Source organism: Thalassotalea sp. 1_MG-2023 (assembly GCF_030546745.1).
Taxonomy (GTDB): Bacteria; Pseudomonadota; Gammaproteobacteria; order Enterobacterales; family Alteromonadaceae; genus Thalassotalea_C.
This window is the reverse complement of record NZ_JAUOPD010000001.1, coordinates 247,753-265,746: the sequence shown is the minus strand read 5'-3', so window position 1 is coordinate 265,746 and position 17,994 is coordinate 247,753. Positions and strand designations below refer to the sequence as shown.

Annotated in this window: 16 protein-coding genes; 5 read left to right on the top strand and 11 right to left on the bottom strand. The window is 39.0% G+C overall.

Going from position 1 to position 17,994, the window contains the following annotated elements; translation table 11 throughout:
- Positions 1-9 precede the first annotated feature (9 nt).
- A complete protein-coding gene (locus Q4489_RS01110; protein WP_303475965.1) occupies positions 10-1,059 on the top strand; it encodes a hypothetical protein in 1,050 nt (349 codons plus the stop codon).
- 88 nt (positions 1,060-1,147) lie between these two features.
- Here Q4489_RS01110 and trpS read toward each other — a convergent pair whose 3' ends face one another.
- Positions 1,148-2,152, bottom strand: coding sequence for a tryptophan--tRNA ligase (gene trpS / locus Q4489_RS01105; RefSeq protein ID WP_303475962.1), 1,005 nt, complete (start codon positions 2,150-2,152; stop codon positions 1,148-1,150).
- A 20-nt stretch (positions 2,153-2,172) separates the two neighbouring features.
- Entirely contained in the window at positions 2,173-2,841 is a 669-nt protein-coding gene (gene rpe, locus Q4489_RS01100) for a ribulose-phosphate 3-epimerase (RefSeq protein WP_303475959.1), read from the bottom strand.
- A gap of 277 nt (positions 2,842-3,118) precedes the next feature.
- Here rpe and Q4489_RS01095 point away from each other — a divergent pair, with 277 nt between their 5' ends.
- Together Q4489_RS01095 and Q4489_RS01090 are read left to right on the top strand one after the other, a co-directional pair.
- Positions 3,119-3,787: a TorF family putative porin gene (locus tag Q4489_RS01095; RefSeq protein ID WP_303475956.1), complete on the top strand. Its 669-nt coding sequence runs from the start codon at positions 3,119-3,121 to the stop codon at positions 3,785-3,787.
- A gap of 449 nt (positions 3,788-4,236) precedes the next feature.
- Positions 4,237-4,428, top strand: coding sequence for a DUF2970 domain-containing protein (locus Q4489_RS01090; protein ID WP_074497846.1), 192 nt, complete (start codon positions 4,237-4,239; stop codon positions 4,426-4,428).
- 15 nt (positions 4,429-4,443) lie between these two features.
- Here the strand turns inward: Q4489_RS01090 and Q4489_RS01085 are convergent, their stop codons facing one another.
- From Q4489_RS01085 to Q4489_RS01045, 9 genes are all read right to left on the bottom strand, one after another.
- Positions 4,444-5,262: a Dam family site-specific DNA-(adenine-N6)-methyltransferase gene (locus tag Q4489_RS01085; protein ID WP_303475954.1), complete on the bottom strand. Its 819-nt coding sequence runs from the start codon at positions 5,260-5,262 to the stop codon at positions 4,444-4,446.
- Between the two features lie 72 nt (positions 5,263-5,334).
- A complete protein-coding gene (locus tag Q4489_RS01080) occupies positions 5,335-6,717 on the bottom strand; it encodes a hypothetical protein (protein WP_303475953.1) in 1,383 nt (460 codons plus the stop codon).
- Between the two features lie 20 nt (positions 6,718-6,737).
- The gene (gene aroB, locus Q4489_RS01075) at positions 6,738-7,802 is read right to left on the bottom strand and encodes a 3-dehydroquinate synthase (RefSeq protein WP_303475950.1); all 1,065 of its coding nucleotides are present in this window, start codon (positions 7,800-7,802) and stop codon (positions 6,738-6,740) included.
- Between the two features lies 1 nt (position 7,803).
- Positions 7,804-8,322: a shikimate kinase AroK gene (gene aroK, locus Q4489_RS01070; RefSeq protein WP_074497838.1), complete on the bottom strand. Its 519-nt coding sequence runs from the start codon at positions 8,320-8,322 to the stop codon at positions 7,804-7,806.
- A 148-nt stretch (positions 8,323-8,470) separates the two neighbouring features.
- On the bottom strand, positions 8,471-10,519 hold the full coding sequence (locus Q4489_RS01065) for a type IV pilus secretin PilQ (RefSeq protein WP_303476133.1): 2,049 nt from the start codon (positions 10,517-10,519) through the stop codon (positions 8,471-8,473).
- A gap of 2 nt (positions 10,520-10,521) precedes the next feature.
- A complete protein-coding gene (locus Q4489_RS01060) occupies positions 10,522-11,061 on the bottom strand; it encodes a pilus assembly protein PilP (RefSeq protein ID WP_303475944.1) in 540 nt (179 codons plus the stop codon).
- A complete protein-coding gene (locus tag Q4489_RS01055) occupies positions 11,058-11,651 on the bottom strand; it encodes a type 4a pilus biogenesis protein PilO (RefSeq protein WP_303475941.1) in 594 nt (197 codons plus the stop codon). Before Q4489_RS01055 ends, Q4489_RS01060 begins: the two co-directional genes overlap by 4 nt.
- Positions 11,651-12,232 (bottom strand): PilN domain-containing protein, encoded by a 582-nt coding sequence (locus Q4489_RS01050; RefSeq protein ID WP_303475939.1) that lies wholly within the window; start codon positions 12,230-12,232, stop codon positions 11,651-11,653. Before Q4489_RS01050 ends, Q4489_RS01055 begins: the two co-directional genes overlap by 1 nt.
- Positions 12,220-13,299: a pilus assembly protein PilM gene (locus tag Q4489_RS01045; RefSeq protein WP_303475934.1), complete on the bottom strand. Its 1,080-nt coding sequence runs from the start codon at positions 13,297-13,299 to the stop codon at positions 12,220-12,222. The genes Q4489_RS01050 and Q4489_RS01045 overlap by 13 nt, the downstream gene beginning before the upstream one ends.
- Positions 13,300-13,430: 131 nt before the next feature.
- On the opposite strand from Q4489_RS01045, the gene Q4489_RS01040 reads away from it, so the two are divergent.
- Complete coding sequence (locus Q4489_RS01040) at positions 13,431-16,004, top strand: penicillin-binding protein 1A (RefSeq protein WP_303475932.1); 2,574 nt, start codon at positions 13,431-13,433, stop codon at positions 16,002-16,004.
- Positions 16,005-16,345: 341 nt separating this feature from the next.
- Positions 16,346-17,956: a phosphoenolpyruvate carboxykinase (ATP) gene (gene pckA / locus Q4489_RS01035; protein WP_303475930.1), complete on the top strand. Its 1,611-nt coding sequence runs from the start codon at positions 16,346-16,348 to the stop codon at positions 17,954-17,956.
- The last annotated feature ends 38 nt before the right edge of the window (positions 17,957-17,994 follow it).

Here is a 17,994-nt window from a genome sequence, read left to right as displayed (position 1 = left end):
GTACGTTTTGTGCTCAATCTATCCGATTTAGAAACCATCATTAAAGCCGCGATATTTGCGCCTTCAGCTGATAATAGCTCACCATTTAAATACGAGTACCATAAAAACGGGGTTCTCAGTTTTTACATTGATGAAGCACGTTCTGGAAAAGCAACAGATGAAGATTTTATTTTATCGGATATATCGCTTGGAGCAGTCATCGAAAATACAGTAATTCAAGCAGAACAACTCGGCTACACAGCTCAAGTAAATCTTTTACCATTACCAGAAAGTGCTCCACGTCATGTTGCTGACCTTAGCTTTACGAAAACCCATTCAGCAACTCATAACCTTGCAGATGTAATCGCTAAGCGCTGTACAGATAGACGATTTCCTTTCAAAGGACCAGTTAAAGATGAAGTATTAACTCGGCTAGCACAAGCCGCAGAGTTCCATGATGCTAAAGTTACTTTTTTTACTGATAAATCAGCAAAAAAATCAGTTTTGCCGGTAATGCGACACGCTGAGAGTTTGCGCTTTGAAAGTAAAATACTTCATCAAGAACTATTTTCTTCGGTTATTTTTGATGATCCGAAGCCACAAGAAGGTATGCCTTTATCAACGCTTGAAATTGAACCACCAGCCAGGCCCTTTTTTAAAATGATGTCGAATTGGAAAACAATTAGCTTTTTCAATAAGCTTGGGGTATCAAAAATACTCGGCTTTCGATCCGTTCAGGTACCTATTAGCTTTTCTCCGGTACTCGCCTTGATTTCTATCGCGGACAATACGCGTTCAGAAGTGATAAAAGGAGGCCAAGCATTACAACGCTTCTGGTTACAAGCTGCTATGGAAGAGTTATCCGTTCAACCTTATGCTGCTGCCCCTATTTACTCATTAAGAGGGTTAAACATTGAACCAGAATTCATGCCTAACATTGAGCAAATAAAACAAGATATGGAGAAAGTCTCCCCTGATGGATACTACGGCTTAATGTTTTTGCGACTAGGTTATACAGCAAAACCTGTAAAACATCGTACATTTAGACGCGAAATGACGTCTTATCAACGCCAAACATAGCACTATAGAGTGCATTCAACAGATAACTAAAGAATACTAAATGGTGACAAGCTACACGAGTTTGTCACCATGGTTTGAAAAAGCTCAATTACGGCTTAGCAATAAAACCTACCGCGTTATAAACGGCTTTCAATATATGTTCTGCGCGCTCAGAAGCTTTCTCTGCGCCTTTTTGCATCACGCTATTCATAAAAGCTTCATCATTACGATATTCATTGAAGCGTGTTTGAATTGGCTCTAACATTGCCACAACAGCATCTGCTACATCACCTTTTAAATGCCCATACATTTTATCTTCGTATTGCGGCACTAATTCCGTTACTGATTGTCCTGTCGAACATGACAATAATGTTAATAAGTTTGATACGCCTGGCTTTTCTGCCACATCAAAATAAATACGCGCTTGCTCATCCGAGTCAGTAATTGCCCGTTTTATTTTTTTACTGATTTTTTTAGGATCTTCTAACAAGCCAATAAAGTTACCTGGGTTAGTATCTGATTTAGACATTTTTTTAGTGGGATCTTGCAAACTCATTATACGCGCGCCAAATTCTGGTATATGAGGCTCAGGTACGGTAAAAATATCACCGTATAAATTATTAAAACGTGTCGCTATATCACGAGCTAGTTCTAAGTGTTGCTTTTGATCGTCACCAACTGGCACTTCATTGGCACCGTATAACAAAATATCTGCCGCCATTAACACCGGGTAAGTGAATAAGCCTGCGTTCATGTTTGCTTCTGACTTTTGAGACTTATCTTTATATTGGGTCATGCGATTAAGCTCACCCATTTGCGTATAACAATTTAACACCCAACTTAATTGGGCATGCTCAGGTACATGTGACTGAATAAAAATAGTGCTTTGCTCAGGATCAATGCCACAGGCTAAATACAGTGCGAGACCATCTAGCGTTGCTTTTCTAAGAGCATCTGCTTCAGGTCGAACCGTTATCGCATGTTGATTCACCAACATATAATAACAATCATGGCTTTGTTGCATATTTACCCATTGCTTTAATGCGCCTAAATAATTACCAATGGTTAATTCGCCCGACGGCTGACAGCCACTTAATACTACTGGTTTTGTCATTTTCTTTTACCTAAAATTTATCAAACAGTTGCAAGCGCTCGACGCATCTCATCAATCGCTTCTTTATAATCTGGTTGAGAAAAAATTGCAGATCCAGCGACAAACATGTCAGCACCCGCTTTAGCGATATCAGCGATATTATCGGCTTTCACACCTCCATCTACCTCTAAGCGAATATCTCGGCCACTTTGGCGAATTTTTTCTCTTACTAATTTAATTTTTTCTAGTGTTGTTGGAATAAACGATTGTCCACCAAACCCGGGATTCACAGACATCAATAACACCACGTCTATTTTTTCCATCACAAAATCTAAAATATGCAAAGGCGTGGCAGGGTTTAACACTACGCCGGCCTGGCAACCTTGCTCTTTAATCAACTGCAAGGTGCGATCAACATGCTCACTCGCCTCTGGATGAAAAGTAATAATATTGGCACCTGCTTTTGCAAATGCAGGAATCAATGAATCAACCGGTTTAACCATTAGGTGAACATCAATTGGAGCTGTAATGCCATAATCACGCAATGACTGACACACCATAGGCCCAAAAGATAAGTTTGGTACGTAATGATTATCCATCACATCAAAATGAATCACATCAGCACCTGCGCTGATCACATTCTCTACCTCTTGACCAAGACGAGCGAAATCAGCAGATAAAATTGATGGCGCAATAATATAAGAAGACATAAACCCAACACCCCTTTGAAAAATCTGCGCTACTTTATACTAAATTTCAATAATAATCGACCAATCTCAATTGCACTTTTTTTGCTCATTTCGCCTACCTCCTGCACCAGTATTGATCAACCACGATAATATAAAATTGAACACACAAATCACCCCTGCTCATAACTAATTGTATTTATATCACTTTATGACTTTTTTATTTTTTATTTACCGTAGGCACTGCTTTTGCAAAACCCATAGTTAAAAACATACACAACAATAACTTTATGAGAAAAATATGAAAAATAACTTAATGAAAGTCGCACTCGTTTCAACAATCTTAGCTTCATCAACTTTAGCGAACCCTGCTATTGCAAGTGAATGGTCTGCTAATGCCGCGGTGACAAGCAATTATTTATGGCGTGGCTTAGAACAAACTGGTGGTAAAGCTGCTGTTTCAGGCGGCATTGATTACGCCGGTGATTCAGGCTTTTACGCTGGCACTTGGGTATCAAATGCTGATTGGGCTGACGGCATGACTTATGAACTTGATTTTTATGCCGGTTTTGGTGGTGATATCAATGAAACTGTTTCCTATGATGTCGGATTCATTTATTACGCCTACCCTGATGAAACATCTGGTGATGCTGACTTTTCAGAGGTTTATGCGAACGTCAGTTTCAGTGGTTTAACTCTAGGTGTTGCTGTTTTAACTGACGGTGAAGGAGCTGACGCTGGCGATACCATTTACGCCTCAGCAGATTATAGTTTTGCATTAACTAATGAAGCAGAAGTTGGTCTACACTTAGGCTCTTATTCTGGTGATTGGTTAGCCGAAGATTCAATTGATTATGGCGTTAGTATCAGTAAAAGTGGCTTTACTTTAGGTGCCTCTCAAACAGACTTAGACGGTGGTGCCGGTGATCTTAAAGTATATTTAGCATATGCGATAGATTTCGACCTATAAGTCAAAATTCTCAAAAAGGCCTGATACTGAACGGTTTCAAACGATGGAAACATTCAATTATCAGGTCTTTTTCATTAACAGCTTCATTAATTCAATAACCTCAAATTTGTATAAAAAATAGTGTTAGATTATTTAAAAATAAACGCTTAACTTTACTTCATATATAACCTGAACTCGGGATAAAAAGTTAGCTAATCAACTGAAACGGTAGCATTTTATTTATCACACTGTTTTAGCACGGAGTTTTTTCTTAGTGCAAGGCAAATTTGTGCGTCAATAACTTGTCTATTGCAAAAAAATTTAACGCTGTAATAAGGAAAAACAACTGCTAGAAAGTAAGTTGTTTTCCCAAGCTCAGGTTATTTATAGCTTAGGTTAAATAATGATCTGACTTGGTTTTAATGCTAAAGTGGTTTTCATCGTTTTATTTATTCTTAAAGAAACGCACAATGAAAAACGCACAGCCATTAAAAGAAACCGTAAAAAGCGTTGCAGCCGCCTTTTTAGGTGTACAAAGTAATAAAAATAGGGAACGAGATTTCTCTCAAGGTAAATTTAGCCACTTCGTGATAGTTGGCTTAATTGCTGTAATTTTGTTTGTACTTGGTTTATTTACTGTAGTTTCGTTAGTCGTAAAATAAACATAACACACTGCACTATTTATAAAGCACCATCAATTCTGCAACTTTCTTACGCGCAGTGCCTTTCTGACTAATCGTTCGTGACACTTTGATCGACTTTCGTGTTTTCGCGCCTTGGTATATTTTACGTGTCCAAATGGTATCGTGATTACTGATCAACACGCTGACCTTTTTTTCGCTCGTGACTTCTTCCGCAGCGTTTGCTAAATCGGCTTGTTCATCTAAACCAAAACCGTTACCAGCATAACTGGTAAAGCTTGCTGTTTTGCTCAGTGGTACGTAAGGTGGATCACAATAAATAACGTCACCATCATTAGCACGAGCAAAGGTTTGCCTATAGCTTTCGCAAATAAAAATGGCTTTCTTTGCTTTTTCCGCAAAAAACTCTAACTCAGCTTGCGGAAAGTAAGGCTTTTTATATTTACCAAATGGAACATTGTAACCACCTGACTTGTTATATCGACATAAACCATTGTAACCATGACGGTTCATATACAAGAAAAGCAACGAACGATAGTGTTTATCAATCGTAGCGTTGAATTCGCTACGCAGATGGTAATACGCCTCTGGAATATTATTTTCACTAACGAAAAAGCGTTTTGCATCGTCAATAAAATTAACGGGATCTTGCTGAATAGCTTGGTAAAGATTGATTAAATCTTTATTAATATCGTTAAGTAAATAGTGTTCAAAGTCACTGTTAAGAAATACCGAACCCGCGCCAACAAAAGGTTCAATTAAACGTTTGCCACTGGGCAATAACGTATTTATTTTTTCCGTAAGGCTGTATTTTCCACCAGCCCATTTTAGAAATGCTCGTTGCTTTTTTACCATTTAGCTTTAAAAACCCTAATATGGCAACCAAGCCACTTCATTACTCAACGGGTGAATTGTAACTTGATTTGATTAAGATTGGGAGCGTTGATAATCATCAATTTCAGCATTTATGCTCTTTACTGATCGAATGAAAGGTTGTCTGCTCTTGATAATTTCTGGTGCGTTAGCCAACCAATCTGCCGCTAATATTCTCGATTCAAAGGTTTTAGAGGTTAATACCGTAACGGTTCCTTGCGTCACATTTCGTTGGTATTGGTGCACTTCAATTTCTGATACGCTATCAATGAATGCTTGTTTCGACTTCTCTTGTTCAATAACCGCGAATTGTAAAACAAACCCTGTTTTGTTTGCATAATAATTTAACGGCACAGGCTCAAGTGTTGTGGATGATTGTACTTTTAACGCATCATTATTTTCGATAGCTTCTACTGCTTTGATTTTCTCATCTAATGGCGCTTTTTTTACTGTTTGTTCAACAATTGCTTGTTCTACGGTAAGTGCAGTGGCAATATCTAACACAGATGCCTTTTCAACCACTTTTTGTTCTGTACCTTGAGATAACGGCTCTTTACCTAATAATCTGTTAGAGATTTCTTCTGCACTGGCTATAGAGGTATTGATCAAAGCGCTAGCAGCACTTTCACTGCCACGACTTTCTGTCTCTTGAGGAATGCTGCCTGTTTTATCTTCAAGGTTAGCTTGTTCACTCGTTTGCTTTACCACTGGCATATGTACAGGTTCAGCTACTGGCTTAAGCTTACTAAAATTAAACGTGTCTACTTGATACAGTTGATAAACAATCAATGCGCCTATAACAGACAATCCTAACATGCCGATAAGATACTTCTTAAACTGTGATAATGTTTGCCACTGATTGCCAGCGTTAAAACGTTTGTCATTAAGGGGGATCAATTGACCGCTGTAAGCATCTACAATAGAGAGCTTTTTATCAAACAGCATTGCGTGTTCAGTTAATTTTTGTCCAACTGATGTCATAGCTAACATCACCACCTGTATCGCTAAATTGGCTTTTTTAGCTATTTCGGCCAATTGAGTTAATTCATGCAATAATTGAAAAGAAAGATGATGTGCATGCTCTACCACAATGCTTACTGGTTGTTTGTGTTGCTTTATCAGGTTGATTAAACTGACGGCTACTGATTGCTCAGGATCAAATAACACACTACCAAACAACTGCTCTATGATACGACAACGAACCTGCAAATCATCAAGCCTTGGCGACATAGTTAAATAAGCAGCATTAAAATCATTAGATAAATTTGCAAGATACTGACTACCCAATGAAGAATAACGCATGGTGTCTTCGTCAATAACGACAACAGCATGTTTTGAAAAACGTAGAATATAATCAACTCTCGCGACAGCGCTAATTGAGGTAACCGCGTTTGTATGAGACTGTTGAGTTTCGTTGTTGTGCGCCAGTGCTGACATGTTTCACCTTTCTGTACTTTCTACAGAATTTGCTGAAGCATATCCTCACTAATATCATCACGCATAACCGCTTGGCCAATCGTGTTGGGTATAATAAGGCGAAGTTTCCCACCGATGTTCTTTTTGTCTCTTCGCATGTGTTTGATAAATGAATGAAAATCCATTGTTTCAGGAGCTTCCAAGGGTAAATCAAACGCAGCAAGTAAAGACTCAATTCGACGAAGTTCTGACGCTTCTAGCAAATTCAATGCTACTGATAGCTTAGCAGCAAGTACCATGCCAGTAGCTACTGCTTCGCCGTGTAGCCAGTTACCATAACCTTGTTCTGCTTCGATCGCATGACCGAACGTATGGCCAAGGTTCAACAGCGCTCGACATCCAGCTTCTGTTTCATCTTGAGAAACAATATCAGCTTTGCACTGACAACAGCGTTCTATCATTTCGATTAACACACTAGACTCTGATGCTTTTATTGCATCTGTGTGTTGTTCAAGCCAATAGAAAAATTCACGATCACCTAAAATGCCATACTTAATGACTTCAGCCATGCCCGCAGAAAACTCACGTGCTGGCAGCGTAGCTAAACTGTTAATATCGATTAGCACCGCTTTAGGTTGGTAAAAAGCACCGATCATGTTTTTCCCTAAGGGATGATTGACCGCTGTTTTACCGCCTACTGATGAATCAACTTGGGAAAGTAATGTGGTAGGAATTTGAATAAAATCGATGCCACGTTGATAGCAAGCAGCTGCAAAGCCAGTTATATCACCAATAACACCACCACCTAAAGCGATCAATGTTGTGTCTCTACCATGGGTATTGGCAAGCAAATGTGACATGATTTTTTCGAAATTATGTAAGCTTTTTTCTGCTTCTCCATCAGGTAAAATAATTTCATCTACCTGAAAGTCACTCAATAATTCTTTTACAGATGACAAATACAATTGAGATACAACATCGTTAGTCACCACACAAACTCGCTTAGCACGAATATGCTTTGTAAGCAGTTCTCCTGCTTTTAAAAGGTGACTATCGATATAAATTGGGTAACTGCGCTCAGCTAAATCAAGCTGTAAAGTGGCCATATTAGAAATCTAGGCGATCAACAATTTTATTCGCGACAATTTTTGCACTTTGATCGTCAGTTTGTACTATCACATCGGCAACTTCTTCGTATAAAGGGTTGCGCTCTACTGCTAGTTTTTCAAGCACTGAACGTGGCTCTTCTGACGTTTGCAATAAAGGACGACGACGATCGCGCTGTGTACGCGCTACTTGCTTATCAATGGTTGTTTCTAAATAGACAACAATACCACGTGCAGATAAACGATTTCTCACATGATCACTGATCACCGAGCCACCACCGGTCGCTAACACGATACCCTGTAATTGGCTTAAATCATCAATAACCTGCTCTTCTCTGATACGGAAACCTTCTTCACCTTCCAAATCGAAAACCCAAGAGATATCCGCACCAGTGCGACGCTCGATTTCCTGATCTGAATCATAAAACTCTAAATGTAGTTTATCAGCTAACTCTCTACCTATGGTGCTTTTGCCTGCGCCCATTGGGCCCACCAAGAAAATGTTACGTTTTTCTGCCATGAGACTAACTTAATACTCGTTAATTAATTTGCGTTTATGGGTAAGAGGGAACCTCCCTCGAAAATTTTAAGGGCGTAATTATCGCAATTGTTAACCCTAGATTGCAAGTAAGCAATGGACAAAAACACAGTTTACTTGCAAAAAGTCTTTAAAATCTTTCAGTTACAATACGCGGCGTGACGAAAATAAGCAGTTCTTTTTTCTCATTGAAGTTATTTGTGTTGCGGAACATCCAACCGAAGTATGGAATATCACCTAAAACTGGCACTTTTGAGATGCTATTGATCACTGATTGCTGATAAATACCACCTAAGACGATAGTCTCACCATTATTAACCAACACTTGTGTACCTATTCTTTGAGTATCTATCGCAGGTGCACTGCCATTGGTCACTTCAGAAACGGTATCTTGTGTCACAATTAAGTCTAAAATTATACGATTATCCGGGGTTATCTGTGGGGTAACTTTCAAACTCAATACCGCTTTTTTAAACTGGGTTGATGTTGCGCCACTTGAAGCTGCTTCTTGATATGGAATTTCAACACCTTGCTCTATATAAGCTTCTTTTTGGTTTGCGGTAGTAATACGAGGACTAGCAATAATTTCGCCTTTATTCTCATTTTCAAGCGCGCTTAATTCTAAGTCTAAAATCGTACCATCAGCCAAGCGAGCCACCTGAAAAGCGATGCTGCCAGCAGCAGAAGAAGCCGGTAAATTAACATTAAGCCTATCTTGTAAAGAAGGTACTGAACCGTTATTAGCAGAATTAGTGCCTCCTATAGATCCCGAAGAGGCATACTCGCCATCAGTATCAGTAACTCCCCAGCGTATACCAAGCTCTTCATTAATATTGTCTTTAACCGTTACCATACGAGATTCAATCACTACCTGTCGTACTGGAATGTCTAAAACGCTCACCATTCGTTTAACATCTTCAATACTTTGTGCAGTATCTCGGATCAATAAGGTGTTCGTTCTTTCATCAACACTCACACTACCTCTAGGTGATAAAATACTGTTTTCTTCATTCTTAACCAGAGCAGCAAATTCAATCGCTTTTGCATAGTTTACTTGAATGTACTCAGAATAAAGCGGGGCAAGTTCAGCCACTTGTTGTTGTGCTTGTAATTCTTGAGCTTCTCTAGCGGCAAGTTCATCTCCTGGGGCAACCATTAAAATGTTACCTTCCATGCGTTTATCTAGGCCTTTAACTTTAAGAATAATATCTAACGCTTGATCCCATGGGACACCATCAAGCCTTAGCGTAATATTGCCCGAAACAGTATCACTTGTAACCAAATTAAAACCGTTTAAATCTGCAATAATTTGCAGCACTGTTCTGACCGGAATATCTTGAAAATTAAGAGAGATTGCGCGCCCGCTAAAGTCTTCTGAATCCGCTAAATAACCAGGCGCTTTCACATCTTCTGTTACTGTTAACGAGAACACATTTTGTTGCTGTTTATGTTCAAAAGTAAAACTACCATCAATATCCACGACTAAGCGTGCATTCTTTCCTTCTTTGAAGGTTTCAATGGTCGTCACTTTAGTACCAAAATCGGTCACATCTAATTGATATAAGAGATCTTCGGTAATTTCTGTATTATGAAATTCAATAAAGAGTTTACCTAGACGGTCACTAACATCTACAGCGACCATACTATCATCAAGACTGACAATAATTTGTGCTTGATCGTCTTTATTACGACGAAAGTCAATATTCGATATTTTGTTAATAAACTGCCCACCTACTGGCGATAAGTTGTTAATCGCTTTTGGTGCAACATCTTTATTTAATAGCAATGAAAATTCATTACCTTGGGCACTAACATCAAAAATGGCTAATTTATCTAACGAAACCCGAGCAACAATATTACCAGCAATTTTTTGCATGGTTACCGTTTCAACGCCTGCGTGTTTAATGCTTGTTTCAAGCAATGCTTGATTAAAACTGTCTGCTTCAAAAGTAATATCAATATGCGCTGGCGTCATTGACGTTTCAACTTTTGGTAATTCAGCAATGGGCTCAGATAATGAAAACACTAACTCGATTTCATCATTTTGCAGCGTGTTATAACGTAAGGAAGTTACCTCAGCGGCCATTGAAAATATCGAAGATACAGACAAAAGAACCAATACAACAAGCTTGTGTTGCCACTTAACATTTTTCATTTTCATTTTATTTATTTGCAACATCATTAGTTCCTTTGCCCTTGACTATCAGCTTCAACCATAGCAACAGTCGTTTCACGCTCAACCCAACAGCCAGCACCATCTGGGATTAATTCTACCACTTTCACTTTATCTTGGCTGACTTCTGTAATTCGACCATTATAAAGCCCTAGATAGCTTCCGACTGCAACACGATGAAGTGTGGAATCAGATGCCTGAACCAATGCCCATGTGATACCTAACTCACCTAGCGTACCACGCATTGATAAATCACTGATTGCGAACTTTTCTAACGGTTGCTTGCGCCTTCGTGGATCAGGACTTAAACAACCTGACATTTGTTGGATTTTTTCTTGGATCGCTTCAGGTTTTGGTGCATCAAATGGACTTCGTAAAGTCGATGCGCCATATTCGACATGATTAAACACTGGCACTTCAGGCATTGGCTCGATAGTACTTGGTGTTGTTGATTTCACCTGCTCAATGTGTGCGTGTAAATCAGCCTTATCATTAAAACAACCACCTAAAAATACTAGTAAAAGAGGTAAGCATCGTTGTTTTATCATTGTGCTGTCTCCCTATACCGATAGGTTTTAGCCTGTAACTTTAAATTTAGCTGACCGCTTGTATCGGCTACCATGTTGATATCAAAGTCATGCAAAGTAACAATACGCGGTAACCCTGCAATTTTACTAACAAAATTTCCAAACTCATGATAAGAACCAACCACTTCTATATCGATAGGTAACTCGATATAGATCTCTTGGGTTATCTCTGGCTGCCAATTTAACTTCACAAAATCTAAGCCGCTAGTCGTACCAACAAAAGTAATATCATCTAATAAACCAGGAGTTTCATGGCTTTCAGGTAAACTTTTTAATTGCTCTGCAAAGAGTGTTTCCGCTTCAACCATCTGTTGTTGAAAGAGTTCTAGATTGGCTGCAACATAATATTTACTTTGATACTGTTGTTTTAACGTTGCTTCTTCAGCGACAACCCTATCGAGTTGCTTGATCTTATCTGAGACAATAAGAAAATAGCCCAACGCTATCACAACAATAGCGAGGAACGTTGCAAACACTCCCTTTGCTAACGGTGGCCAATTACCGATATTGTCGAGTTCTAAGTTGTCAAATTGCGAGAAGTCTATTTTCATTAACTCGCCCCTTGGGTTGCTGTTTGCTCGTCAGCGTTTAATAAGCCTTTAATACGAACACGCATTTTAAAGTCACTTAATAATTTACTTGTTGCATCATTAGAGGTAATAGATTCAAGCACGGCATCCGTTAATAAGTCTGAGCCTTCAATGTTACGGATCATATTAGCTAAATGATTGTTTGACTCACTTTTACCTAGCAATTGAATAGTATTGCCTTGTTTTTCCATCTTAGTTAAATAAACGCCTGAAGGCACAATTTTAGAGATTTCATCAAGTACTTGCGTACCTACATTTCGACTACGCTGTAATTGTTCAACGACTGAGATACGTTTTTCTAACTCTTGTTTTTTCTCATTTAAGGTTTTTATTTCACTGATACGTTTATCTAAAATGGCTATTTCAGTTTGTAAAAAGCGGTTTCTTTCTAGTTGGCCATCAATGCGTAATTGATAAAATTGCCCAACCAAAAAAACAACCGCAAACGCAACTAAAGCAACGGCGGTTAATAACGTAAAGTATTGTCGCTGTTTGGCTTTTTCAGCTTCTTCACGCCATGGGAGTAAGTTTATATATGCCATGTAGAAAAACTCCTTAGCGCTAACCCTGCTGCTACCATGTATTGACTTGCTGATTGCGAGAGTTCAGTTTTATCGATATCAGCTGAAATTTCCATCCCAGTGAATGGGTCCGCAATGATGGTATGTATACCAAGCTCTTCATTCAATAGCTTTTCTAAACCTTCAACTTGTGCGCAACCACCTGAAACAACAAGATAATCAATTTTTTCTTTACCACTAGAAGTTAAAAACATTTGAATCGCGCGACGCACTTGCTGTACAAAAATGGTATGAAAAGGTGCTAACACCTCAAACGTATAATTCGGTGGAAGTTTATGTGTAACTTTTGCCAGCTCAGCTTCTTCAAATGATTGGTTATAATAAGAGACGATTGAACGGGTATATTGTTCACCGCCAAACATTTGATCGCGACTATAAAGATGTTCGCCATTTTGTGTCACTGAAAAAAGTGTCATCATGGCACCCACATCTACCATCGCAACAACTTTGTCATTAGCATCATCAGGTAATTGCGATAAAATTAAGTCATATGAACGACTTATCGCGTATGATTCTACGTCGATGACTTTAGTCGTAAAGCCTCCAGTGTCTAAAGCAGAAACGCGTGCTTCAACAGATTCTGTACGGGCTGCGCTGAGTAATACGTTGATTTTAGTAGGGTCAGATTCATTTACCTCAAGAGGTTCAAAGTCTAAGCTCACTTCGTCGAGAGGATATGGGATCAAACTGTCGGCTTCTATTTCAATTTGACTGGCAAGTTCTTGCTCATTCAATGAAACATCCATATAAATAACTTTGGTAATAACGGTTTGTCCAGAAACAGCGGCAGCAGCATATGTAGCAGAAGAGGCGATTTGTGTGCGTAATTTTGCAATCACTTTGCCAACAGCCTCGATGTCTTGGATCTCTCTATCGATCAAGGCACCTCTTGGCATTGATTCTGTAGCAATCGATTCTAATTTATAGGAATCGCCAGTTTGACTAAGCAAAACAGCTTTTGCAGAGTGTGAACCAATGTCGATTCCGGCAATGAGAGAAGCTTTCTTTCCCAATAGATTACTAAGCATAACTTCCTACTAAATCATTTTATTATAATAATATAGATATATTTTCCATATAAATACATTTATTACATGGTTTTAAAGGATATACTAGTAGTTATAGTCAATTTTTGTAAATTTTTGTCGAGCAGTTTAATTTGAAATCTTTCAGAAAAACGATCAAAGTCCTATTTTACATCGGCTGTGCGGGTGTTTTTGCGCTGAGCGCTTTATACTTATATATGCGTGATGATCTGCCAAGCGTAACCTCTTTAAAAAGTGTTAAGTGGCAAACGCCAATGACCATTTATAGTGCTGATGGCAATTTAATGAACCAATTTGGCGAGAAAAAGCGCATTCCTTTATCCATTGATGAAATGCCACAGCAGCTTATTAATGCAGTACTTGCAACCGAAGATGATCGCTTTTATCTGCATTTCGGCGTGGATCCAATCGGCATGACCCGTGCAATCATTGGCCAAATAATGGGACAAAATAAAGGTGGTGCAAGTACCATCACCATGCAAGTCGCGCGTAATTTCTTTCTCACTCGCGAGCAAACCTACATTCGCAAAATTCGAGAAATATTTACAGCGTTCCATATTGAAATGTTGCTAACGAAAGATGAAATTTTGGCTTTATACATGAACAAAATTCCACTTGGACATCGTTCATTTGGCTTCGGTGCCGCGGCTCAAGTTTACTATAATAAAAATGTACAAGATCTTACCCTAGCCCAAATGGCGGTATTAGCTGGTTTACCAAAAGCACCATCTACAATAAACCCGATCAGTAATCCTGAGCGTGCAAAGGCGCGTAGAGCTGTTGTGTTACATAGAATGTTGGTGACTAACTATATAACAGAACAAGAATATCAATTAGCACTCAATGCACCGATAACCGCGCAAAAGCATGGCGCTGAAATTGCTCTTAACGCACCTTATGCTGCCGAAATGGCCCACCAAGAAATGATTGAGCGCTTTGGCAAAGAACAAGCTTATACTGGTGGTTATAAAGTTTTCACCACGGTATCTACTTCCCTACAAAATGCAGCAAAAAAAGCAGTGATTAACAACTTAATGGCTTATGATCAGCGGCATGGCTATCGTGGCCCGATTATGCATTTGCGAGAACCTAAAGAGGAAGACGAACAAGAAAATATCGAAGCTGAACAGCCTGTTTCACCCCTTTCCGATAAAGAAATACAAGAAGCTTTATCACAAATACCGCCCTATGAGCCTTTAATACCTGCGGTTGTTTCACAGGTAAACGAACGTTCAGTACAAATTATGTTTGCTGATCTCTCTACAGATAATATTAATTGGCAAGGCTTATCTTGGGCTCGAGAATTTTTCAACGATAATAAACAAGGGCCTGCCCCAAAAGAAGCTGCTGAAATTCTACGTTATGGGGACGTTATTTACGTGACCAAAGAACAAGGACAGCTTAGGTTAAGCCAATTACCTTCCGCAAGTTCTGCCTTAGTCTCGCTTTCACCTGATGATGGTTCAATCAAAGCAGTTATTGGTGGATTTAATTATGCACAATCACAATTCAACCGTGTTACTCAAGCTAAGCGTCAAGTCGGTTCAAACATTAAACCCTTCGTTTATTCTGCAGCATTAGAAAACAATTTTACCTTAGCCTCATTAGTCAATGATGTACCTATTAACCAATGGGATCAACGTACCGGTGTTGTTTGGCGACCAAAAAATTCACCGGAACAATACAGTGGTGAAATTCGTGTAAAAAGGGCCTTGGCACAGTCTAAAAACGTCGTTGCAGTTAGGCTATTTCGCGCTGTTGGTTTAGATAAAATGATCCCACATTTAGCTTCTTTTGGTTTTGCTCCTGACGAACTGCCTCGCGATGAATCTTTAGCGCTCGGCTCTGCCTCATTAACGCCTTTAGAAGTTGCAACAGGTTTTGCAACCTTTGCCAATGGAGGCTATTTAATAGAACCTTATATTATCGACAGGATAGAAGATGCCAACGGTAATATTATCTTTCAAGCAAGTCCAAAATTCGCTTGTGACGATTGCAGTGAGTTGGTTAATCAACAAGGCGATGAAGAAAAAGAGAACATAGCAATTTCTGCAGATCCACTTGCACCAGAAATAACTGATTCACCAATTGAAGAAAGCACTCCCCAATATGAACGAGCAACGCGGGTAATCAGCAAGCAAAATGCATTTTTAATAACGCAAGCGCTAAATGAAGCTATATGGGGGGCTGACTGGTCAGTTTCACCAGGTTGGCAAGGCACTGGATTTCGTGCAAGAAGTCTAAAAAGAAGAGATATAGCAGGAAAAACGGGAACAACTAACGAAGCAAAAGATGCTTGGTTTTCTGGTTTTAGTCGACGCATCGTCACCACAGCTTGGATAGGATTCGATGATCCGTCTCGGAACCTAGGTAGTACTTCGTATAATAACAACTTAGATAAAAATCAGATCACTGGAAGAGAGTTTGGCGCTAAGTCTGCTCAACCTGCTTGGATCGACTTTATGGATAAAGCTTTGCAAACACTTCCTCCAGAACCATTTGTTCAACCTGAAAATATTATTTCTGTTCGTATCGATAAAGCCACTGGAAAATTAACGGATAAAACTGATCGAAGTAGCACCTTTGAATATTTTATTTTTGGCACTGCACCAAACGAGTATGTTACCCATGATAATAGCCATGAAATTTTTGATTCCAATAAAAGTGCAGAAAGTGAGATTTTTTAGCCAATCCATTTGGTGGAATATTCTTTCGTTTCGATAGCTTTTAGGCTTTAAAAAGTGAAATTCAGCCATTGAGTTTCACTTTTTTTGTTTCAATTCCTACATTTTTCCGTTTAACCTCACTTACGCTCTACCCCTTTTGAACATTGAATATCAATAAAAATATCTATCGATTATTTATATCACTGTTAGTTTTCAACCAACATTTTTGAAAGTTACACTGAAAACTTTCACTTCGAAACAAAAAAACCTTTCGTTTTATTTTATGATCGCCTAAAATTGCGCCTCAAGACAGATTGAAACATTCTTAACCCGAACGTCATACCTTTAGGAGCTGACACGCTATGACTGCTTTGTTACAAAACTTAAACTTATCTCAATACGGCATAACCGATATATCAGAAGTGGTTTATAACCCGTCGTATGAAGTGTTATTTGCAGAAGAAACCAAAGCAGAACTCAGTGGTTTTGATAAAGGTACAGTGACAGAATCAGGAGCTGTCGCGGTTGATACGGGCATTTTTACGGGTCGCTCCCCTAAAGATAAATACATCGTTCGTGATGACGTAACAAAAGACACCGTGTGGTGGTCAGATCAAGGTAAGAATGATAACAAACCCATGACGCAAGAAACATGGGAGCATTTAAAAGGCTTGGTTACCAGTCGTCTCTCTGGAAAACGACTATTCATTGTCGATACTTATTGTGGTGCTAACGAAGATACTCGCTTAAAAGTACGCTTTATCACCGAAGTTGCGTGGCAAGCACATTTCGTTAAGAACATGTTTATTAGGCCTTCCGAAGAAGAGTTAAAAGATTACCAACCTGATTTCGTCGTAATGAATGGTGCTAAAACCACCAATGATAAGTGGCAAGAGCAGGGCCTTAACTCAGAAAATTTTGTTGCGTTTAACTTAACCGAAAAAATGCAGCTTATCGGCGGCACTTGGTACGGCGGCGAAATGAAAAAAGGCATGTTTTCCATGATGAACTACTTGCTACCGCTTAAAGGGATTGCATCAATGCACTGTAGTGCTAACGTTGGAAAAGAAGGTGATGTAGCCATATTCTTTGGTCTTTCTGGTACGGGTAAAACAACACTGTCAACGGATCCGAAGCGTGAACTTATCGGTGACGACGAACATGGTTGGGATGATAATGGCGTGTTCAATTTTGAAGGCGGTTGTTATGCAAAAACCATTAACTTAAGCGAAGAAAATGAACCTGACATTTTCAATGCGATTCGTCGTGATGCTTTATTAGAAAATGTTTCTGTCGATAATAATGGAAAAATTGACTACGATGATAACGCTAAAACAGAAAACACTCGAGTGTCATATCCTATTCATCACATAGAAAACATCGTTAAGCCAATATCACGCGCTGGGCATGCAAAAAAAGTTATTTTTTTAACCGCTGATGCCTTTGGTGTTTTACCACCAGTGGCAAAATTAACACCAGAACAAACAGAGTATTATTTTCTTTCTGGATTTACTGCAAAATTAGCCGGTACTGAACGCGGTATAACAGAACCAACGCCAACGTTCTCAAGTTGTTTCGGTGCAGCATTCTTAAGTTTACACCCAACGAAGTACGCTGAAGTATTACGTAATAGAATGCAAAATGTTGGCGCCGAAGCATATTTAGTGAATACCGGTTGGAATGGCACAGGTAAGCGTATTTCAATTAAAGCAACCCGCGCTATTATAGATTCAATTCTAGATGGTTCTATTGATCATGCAGAAACAGAAGTATTACCATTATTTAATTTAGCGGTGCCTAAGGGTATTGCAGGAGTTGATGATAATATTCTTGATCCAAGAGCAACGTACCAAGATGCCAACGAATGGCATGAAAAAGCCGTAGGTTTAGCCAATAGATTTATTGAAAACTTTACTAAATTTACCGATACAGATAACGGTAAGTCCTTAGTAAAAGCAGGACCACTGGTGTAAAAATACACAACATAGAAGAGCCGGTTATTCCGGCTTTT

Coding starts and splice junctions, on each gene's coding strand:
- Q4489_RS01050 (WP_303475939.1), bottom strand. CDS start 12,232: ATGGCATATATAAACTTACTCCCATGGCGTGAAGAAGCTGAAAAAGCC.
- Q4489_RS01095 (WP_303475956.1), top strand. CDS start 3,119: ATGAAAAATAACTTAATGAAAGTCGCACTCGTTTCAACAATCTTAGCT.
- Q4489_RS01065 (WP_303476133.1), bottom strand. CDS start 10,519: ATGTTGCAAATAAATAAAATGAAAATGAAAAATGTTAAGTGGCAACAC.
- aroK (WP_074497838.1), bottom strand. CDS start 8,322: ATGGCAGAAAAACGTAACATTTTCTTGGTGGGCCCAATGGGCGCAGGC.
- Q4489_RS01045 (WP_303475934.1), bottom strand. CDS start 13,299: ATGCTTAGTAATCTATTGGGAAAGAAAGCTTCTCTCATTGCCGGAATC.
- Q4489_RS01060 (WP_303475944.1), bottom strand. CDS start 11,061: ATGATAAAACAACGATGCTTACCTCTTTTACTAGTATTTTTAGGTGGT.
- rpe (WP_303475959.1), bottom strand. CDS start 2,841: ATGTCTTCTTATATTATTGCGCCATCAATTTTATCTGCTGATTTCGCT.
- pckA (WP_303475930.1), top strand. CDS start 16,346: ATGACTGCTTTGTTACAAAACTTAAACTTATCTCAATACGGCATAACC.
- Q4489_RS01085 (WP_303475954.1), bottom strand. CDS start 5,262: ATGGTAAAAAAGCAACGAGCATTTCTAAAATGGGCTGGTGGAAAATAC.
- Q4489_RS01090 (WP_074497846.1), top strand. CDS start 4,237: ATGAAAAACGCACAGCCATTAAAAGAAACCGTAAAAAGCGTTGCAGCC.
- Q4489_RS01080 (WP_303475953.1), bottom strand. CDS start 6,717: ATGTCAGCACTGGCGCACAACAACGAAACTCAACAGTCTCATACAAAC.
- trpS (WP_303475962.1), bottom strand. CDS start 2,152: ATGACAAAACCAGTAGTATTAAGTGGCTGTCAGCCGTCGGGCGAATTA.
- Q4489_RS01055 (WP_303475941.1), bottom strand. CDS start 11,651: ATGAAAATAGACTTCTCGCAATTTGACAACTTAGAACTCGACAATATC.
- aroB (WP_303475950.1), bottom strand. CDS start 7,802: ATGGCCACTTTACAGCTTGATTTAGCTGAGCGCAGTTACCCAATTTAT.